Source organism: Paenibacillus sp. JT22N1, assembly GCF_059692155.1.
Window position 1 is genome coordinate 95876 of record NZ_JCAUAW010000024.1, and the last position, 6984, is coordinate 102859.

4 protein-coding genes and 8 tRNA genes are annotated in these 6984 nt (G+C 52.0%); all 12 read right to left on the reverse strand.

What is annotated here, in order from left to right:
• Positions 1 to 5 precede the first annotated feature (5 nt).
• Positions 6 to 1571, reverse strand: coding sequence for an extracellular solute-binding protein (locus AC58UU_RS33215; protein ID WP_497321809.1), 1566 nt, complete (start codon positions 1569 to 1571; stop codon positions 6 to 8).
• 35 nt (positions 1572 to 1606) lie between these two features.
• Complete coding sequence (locus AC58UU_RS33220; RefSeq protein ID WP_497321812.1) at positions 1607 to 2476, reverse strand: carbohydrate ABC transporter permease; 870 nt, start codon at positions 2474 to 2476, stop codon at positions 1607 to 1609.
• Between the two features lie 9 nt (positions 2477 to 2485).
• Positions 2486 to 3394, reverse strand: coding sequence for an ABC transporter permease (locus AC58UU_RS33225; protein ID WP_497321813.1), 909 nt, complete (start codon positions 3392 to 3394; stop codon positions 2486 to 2488).
• Positions 3395 to 3549: 155 nt separating this feature from the next.
• Positions 3550 to 5793 (reverse strand): helix-turn-helix domain-containing protein, encoded by a 2244-nt coding sequence (locus AC58UU_RS33230; protein WP_497321810.1) that lies wholly within the window; start codon positions 5791 to 5793, stop codon positions 3550 to 3552.
• Between the two features lie 308 nt (positions 5794 to 6101).
• A tRNA-Leu gene (locus AC58UU_RS33235) sits at positions 6102 to 6186 on the reverse strand.
• 45 nt (positions 6187 to 6231) lie between these two features.
• Positions 6232 to 6304, reverse strand: a tRNA-Lys gene (locus AC58UU_RS33240).
• A gap of 19 nt (positions 6305 to 6323) precedes the next feature.
• Positions 6324 to 6400: transfer RNA gene (locus AC58UU_RS33245), tRNA-Asp, on the reverse strand.
• A 31-nt stretch (positions 6401 to 6431) separates the two neighbouring features.
• Positions 6432 to 6508: transfer RNA gene (locus tag AC58UU_RS33250), tRNA-Met, on the reverse strand.
• Positions 6509 to 6544: 36 nt separating this feature from the next.
• Positions 6545 to 6620: transfer RNA gene (locus AC58UU_RS33255), tRNA-Val, on the reverse strand.
• A gap of 23 nt (positions 6621 to 6643) precedes the next feature.
• Positions 6644 to 6718 (reverse strand) — tRNA-Glu (locus AC58UU_RS33260).
• Between the two features lie 36 nt (positions 6719 to 6754).
• Positions 6755 to 6846: transfer RNA gene (locus AC58UU_RS33265), tRNA-Ser, on the reverse strand.
• 27 nt (positions 6847 to 6873) lie between these two features.
• Positions 6874 to 6949: transfer RNA gene (locus AC58UU_RS33270), tRNA-Asn, on the reverse strand.
• Positions 6950 to 6984 lie beyond the last annotated feature (35 nt).

The following is a 6984-nucleotide window of genomic DNA, read 5'->3' on the forward strand; positions in this document are numbered from 1 at the left end:
AAAGCCTATTTCATATATCGGTCATAAGCAGCCTGCTGAATACTAATCACTTCATCCAGTCCCATCGCCTTAAGCTGCTGGCGGAACTTCTCGAAGTTGCCCGCTACCGGCTCCGTTCCCAGCACCCACTTCTGGAACTTCTCGTCGGTGAACGTCTGGATGCTCTTCATGATCGAATCAAGCTTTTTCTTCTCCTCATCCGTAAACGTCAGGACTGGGAACTGCTCGATCGGGTATTTCTTCTCATTGTACTCCTTCACTCCAGCCAGAGCGGTCTTGTTCGTCCATTGCTCCTCATAGGCAAAATCCTGATAGAAGCCAACTTCCATCTGCGCCCCCTCCGCCTGCAGCGCCTCAAGCACTGGCTTACTGCCTGTCAGCAGACTATCCTTGAATTTCGGCTTGCCGTCTACGAGATTGTAGTGCACGCCTTCGATCCCAAAATTCATTAGTCTCCGTCCTTCCGGAGTAAACCAGAAATCGAAATATTTGATCGTTTCGACCTGATGCTTGTTGGAGGCGGAAATAGCCCATCCGCTCTCGCTCACCGTAGCCCGCTTCGTTTCTTCGCGGACAACCCCGTCGCTGCTAGCCGGGGGGGCGATCGGTGCGAACAGGATGCCGGGTACTTTATCCTTGAGAGTATCATTATAGCCCGCCGTACTGGAGAACCAGTCATGTGAAACGCCACCGACGTTATCGCCGAGCAGCACCTCGCGCGCCTTCGCCCCGCGGGTGAAAATTTCTGGATCAATCAGACCTTCCTTATACCACTTGGCAATATTCGCGACCGCTGTCTCGTAGTTTGCCTCATAAGGGCCATACTTCACTTTACCCTGATCCGCATATATGCCACGGTATGAATTCCAGAACAGCAGCAGATCTTGTGCTCCTCCTTTGTTCACACGGTTGAAGTACGGAATTTCATCAGCTTTGCCATTTTTATTGGGGTCCTTCTCCTTGAACGCCTTCAGTACCTGGTACAGCTCGTCAACCGTTTTCGGCTGCTGCATATTAAGCGCTTTCAACCAATCCTGACGGATAAACCAGCCCTTGGCAACCAGTCCATCCGGGACGAACGAAAGGAAATACATCTTGCCATCAGGTGCCGTAGCGAATTTCTTCACATCCGGCCGCTGCTCCAGGAACGCCTTAATATTGGGCGCATGCTTATCGATCAGCTCATTTAGTGGAACGAACGCGCCCTCGGAGCCATATTTGTTGAAATCCCCCTTCACGTTGTAATGCACAATGTCGGGAATGTCGCCGGATACCATCATTAGATTGAACATTTCCTTGCTGTTGGTCGCCGTCTGCGAAGCGGTTCCCTTCAACGTCACATTCGTACGCTTAGCCGCTTCCTTGAATACCGGGAAATTATTGTCGTAAATATACCGATCGCCGTAATGCATATGCATCGTCAGCTCCACCGGCTTGCCCTTCTCCGTGCCTTGGTTCGGTGCAGACGAAGGCACCGCTTCCTTAGCATCCTTACCGCATCCTGCCGCCGATAAAGCCACAACCAACGTCAGCGCAGCCCCTACTCCTTTTTTCCATACCTGTTGCTTCATATTTGTACGTCCCCCTTTTGTGTAGTGGAGCCAACTTACCCTTTCACCGAACCAACCAAGGCCCCTTTGGCAAAATATTTCTGAATCAGTGGATAGACAACCATCATCGGGATGATGGAAACAATAATAGTGGCGTAAATGACCGTTTCCTGGGAAACGAGTGTCGCGGAGCCGAAATCGACCAACTGCTCGCTCAGGTTGTTTTCCACAATCAGCTTCTTCAGCAGCACCTGCAGCGGAATTTTATCTTTGTCCTTCAGGACGATCATCGCCCAGAAGTACCCATTCCAGCGCGTAACGGCATAGAACAACCCGACGGTCATAAGCGAAGCCCGGGACAACGGCAAGTACACCGACCATAAAATCCGATAATCGCCTGCGCCGTCAATCTTAGCCGCCTCCTCCAGTTCCACGGGCACGCTTTGGAAAAACGTACGCAGCAGAAACACGTAGAAGGTCGTCACCGCGAACGCGATAATGATGGTAAACCGCTCATTCAGCATGCCCATATCCCGCAAATTCAGATAGAAAGGAATCATCCCAGCGTGAAACCACATCGTCAGGGCGATCAGAAAGTTGATGACGCCCTTCCCCTTCAACCTTTTCTTGGACAGTGGGTAAGCCCCGCAAATCGTCAGAAGCAAGCTTACCAACGTGCCCACGACCGTGTAATAGAGCGTGTTGGCGTAGGCCACCCAGATGCTTTTCTGCATCAGGACCTTGACATAAGCCTCCAGATTGATGTTCACCGGCAGCAGCAGCACCTTGCCGGATACGACCGCATCGCCAGAGCTCAGCGAGGCCGACAGCACATACACGAACGGATACAGCGAGGCAAGCCCAATCACCGATAACAAGAGCGTATTGATCACATTGAAGCATTTATCACCTAACGAGGTTCTCATTCCATTCACCTACCAAAGTCCAGTCTCGGTCAGCTTCTTGCTGAGCCGGTTAGCCGTAATAACGAGCAGCAGACTCACGGTGGCGTTGAACAGCCCGGCGGCTGTCGCCAGATCGTACTGCCCTTCCTGTAGGCCGGACCTGTACACATAGGTGCTGATCACGTCTGCCGTCTCATATGTTGCGGGTTGATAAAGCAGTATAATCGCTTCGTAGCCAACTTCCATCAGCTGTCCAATCTTGAGGATCAGCATGATCGCAATCGTCGGAATGATCGAAGGCAGCGTGACGTTCCATATTATCTGGAATCGGTTAGCCCCGTCGATCTTAGCCGCCTCGTACAGCGCCGGGTTCACCCCGGCCAATGCCGCAATGTACACGATGGCGCCGAAGCCCATCTCCTTCCATATATCCATGGAAATAATATAAATGGTCCGGAAGTACTCCGGCTTCGTCAGAAAATACAGCTTCTCCCCGCCCAGCAGCTGGAGAATGGAATTGACGATACCGGTGGAAGGGGCGAGAAAGTTCGTGACGATACCTGCCACCACCACGATGGAAATAAAATGAGGCAAATACGTAAACGTCTGGACGAATTTCTGGAACAGCCGGTTTCTCACCTCGTTCAGCAGCAGCGCCAGCACGATCGGCGCTGGGAAGGCGAAGATCAGCTGGTATAAGCTGAGCATCAGCGTGTTTTTCAGCGTTCTCCAGAAATACGGGCCATTAAAAAATTGTTTGAAATGCTCCAATCCAACCCAGGTGCTACCCTCGATGCCTTTGAACAGGCTGAAATCCTTGAAGGCGATCTGCAGTCCATACATCGGTTTGTACATAAATAACACATACCAAGCCAGGAATGGTATCAGCAGTAAATACAGCCGCCATTCCTGTACAACATGCTTTCTGATCGTTACCACCAAAAGCGCTTTCAACTCCCCCTACTTCTAGGATCATTTGTCGTATCCCGGATACAGTCCTCACTATAATGAAATGGGTTTGGGGCGTCTATCACCATGATTTTGGTATCACCATCATTTCACGAAGGGGAGAAAAATCGACGTGTTTTAGCTATTTAGCTTCGTTCAGACCCGCTATTACTCGCATATTGACCGGGTGAGATGCCCTCATATTTGCGGAACATGCGAATGAAGGTGTTAACGTTATTGCAGCCCACCCGCAAAGCCAGCTCGGCAATTTTCACCTTCTCCGTGTCCATAATTTCTTTGGCCTTCTTCACCCGGTATAGGTTTAGGTAATCCTTGAAGTTCTCACCCGTGTGTTTCTTGAAGGCTCCGCTAATATAGCCAAGTGAGAATCGGTGCATCTCCGCAATCTCCGACAAAGACAGGTCGCGAGTGTAATGCTCATGCACGTAGTCGACGATGCTTTGCATCTGTGTCTGATCCAGCATCTTCTGCTCCGAATGAATGAGTCCAATCAACCGCTCGAACAGCTCGAACAAGGCAGACCTTGCCTCGGCATCCTCAGCCGCATGATGAAGCTTCCGGAGTGCCTCCGCCACTTCACCCTCATCCGTATCCAGTACTTTGTTCAACTGCTGGAGAATCCGGTTTACCGTATTTTGTAGAGCGTATACGAAATGCGTCCAGCCGGTTCCGCCGATCGCCTCCCTGCTTCGATTCTCATCCAACAAACGCTGCAGCAGGAGGAAAACGTTCTCCCGTTGTCCGCGAATGACACTCCCGATCAACTCGCGCTCCCCATCTAGAGGATAATAAAACCGGTCATTCATCTGGCCGTCCAAATCACTTCGGACGATGACGAGACGGGACGTTCGCAGTACCCCATAATCCAGCCACTGCACCGCCTGCCGGTACGCCCGTTCCCACTCGCCGCCCGCCAGAACCGGGTCGCCCAGCGCAGCGACCAGACGCAAGCCGACGCTTGCCTCGATCTCCATCAGCACCGAGCTGACGATCCGCTTCGCCCGTTCGCTATCGTCCCCCTGCAGCATGATGCCCATGCGGCGGTAGTCGAAATCGAATACTTCACACAAGCCTTCCTCACTCAGCCGCTCCGAGAGCAGCAATTGAAGCTGCGACTTAAACGTGACGAGAGCTTCCTTCGTGTAGTGACTCGCCACCTCCGAGTAGCTGGCGAATTCAACCACGCCTACCATGCTTGGCGAGGCTAGCCAGACGAGGCCGTGCTTTTCCAGCTCAGCGGCCGCCTGTTCCTGAGGCAGCAAGCCATGGAGCAAGTCCCGCAGCAGCTTGTCCTTGAGCGAAACCTTGCTTTGCATCATCGCTTCCCGCATCTGTTCGTTAGCTCTCTTCATCCGGGCTGTCGTATCACGTATAAACGTAAATTCATCCCTTTCCTCCGACTCCTTCTCCTCTAGGTCATCATCCGAGCGCAGCAAACTGACGACATGCCCGATCGGCAGGTACATCCGTCGGGAAATCCAGTAGGCTAGGCCCCCGCCGAGCAGCAGCAGCAGTACATAGACAAAGCCCGTTACCGTCAACTGCTCCTTCATCGCCGACCAGGGGGCGAACCGTTCCGCCACGTAGACAAACGTCCAAGTCGGCAACACCTGAGAGCGCAGCGTATGCACGGACAGACCGTCTCGGAACGAAAGGCCGTCTTTTCCTGACTGAACCGTCGGCAGTACGTTGTCGCGAACCTCATCTTTCCGCTCAGGTTGGAAAGCGGACTTGTAGGCGAGCAGCCGCTCCCCATCCAGAATGGCGATGGCACTTTCGCCGTCGAGCCCGAGTACCGGCAGTAGATAACGTTCGTGGAAGGATAAATAGAAGTACAAAGCACTGCCCGAGAACGCTTCCACTTTTTTCGTAAGTGTAATCAGGGTATCGGCTTCGTATGGCTTCGGCGTCCGGCGCACCCCCATGTCCTCGGCCTCATCCGATTCAGGCGTCAAGCCCATTTCGCTCCAGTACCGGTCCTTTGTAATCGTGTAGCTGGGCGTGATAACCAGATCGTCATTGTCCTTGGTAATGTCGATCCGGTAACCGAAGTCACGGAACGCATTGCTGCTCTTCTGAAGCTCATTGTAGATGCTCGTAATGTTCGCATAGTCCCGCTGCGGATTACGCGCATACGCGACAATCGATTCCTGTTCCTTCATCTGGTCCGACAGCGTAAGTGCGAAGCGCAGTTTCATATCCGCCTGATCGCGCATCTGTTCCAGATAGACCGCCTGCTTGCGGTACAGTTCCCGGTTGACGTGTTCGTTGCTCTGGTAAATGAACAAGCCTGCCGCGATCAGCGTGTAGAGAATCACCAGCACCAGATAGGCGGACAGCAGCTTGAGAAAAAATCTTTTTTTGATCATGGGAACCCTCCTCTATCTACGAAAGAGATTCAGATACTATAACCGGAAGGAGCCGGTCTGTCTATCGTCATTATTTTGCTATCTCGATTTCTTCACGAATCCGCTCTCGGAGCTGTCGTACTGCCGCAGATGCATTATCTCAAAGAAGACGCCTCAATTGATCAGCCTCAGATAACAGCATATCATTCTCCAAGTGTAACTGACGGTTTTCGGCCTGCAAGCGTTATTCTCAGCATATACATACGCGATAACAATATCATGTAAAAGAAAAAAACCCTCCTAAGGAGGGTTTCGTTCGTAGAGTATGATGCGGTCAAGAGGACTCGAACCTCCACGGGGGGTTAGCCCACACGGACCTGAACCGTGCGCGTCTGCCAATTCCGCCATGACCGCAAAATCAGAGAAACTTTAGACATAGTCTAAAGTTCCCTATACTACTGAGTCATGTAGGATTCGAACCTACGACACCCTGATTAAAAGTCAGGTGCTCTACCAACTGAGCTAATGACTCATGTCCAGAAATAAAAAAATGGCGGAGCTGACGGGATTCGAACCCGCGGTCTCCTGCGTGACAGGCAGGCATGTTGGGCCACTACACCACAGCTCCACACTATGTATAACAACTCTCAGAAAGAGTTTGGTTGCGGGGGCAGGATTTGAACCTGCGGCCTTCGGGTTATGAGCCCGACGAGCTACCGGGCTGCTCCACCCCGCGACATTACTAGCATGATATTTTATTATGGATAAAATATGGTGGAGGCTGACGGGATCGAACCGCCGACCCTCTGCTTGTAAGGCAGATGCTCTCCCAGCTGAGCTAAGCCTCCATGGGATGGAACTAGAAAATTTATGGTGACCCGTAGGGGACTCGAACCCCTGTTACCTCCGTGAAAGGGAGGTGTCTTAACCACTTGACCAACGGGCCTCGTAAACAGGCTTTTCTTATGTAAAAGTTTATTGGTGGCGGAGAGAGAGGGATTCGAACCCTCGAGACGCTTGTGACGCCTACACGATTTCCAATCGTGCTCCTTCGGCCAGCTCGGACACCTCTCCATGAAAAGCCTGGTATGTTATAAAAAATGGCTCCCCGAACAGGACTCGAACCTGTGACAACTCGATTAACAGTCGAGTGCTCTACCAACTGAGCTATCAGGGAAAACTGCTTGGCAACGTTCTACTCTCCCAGAACCC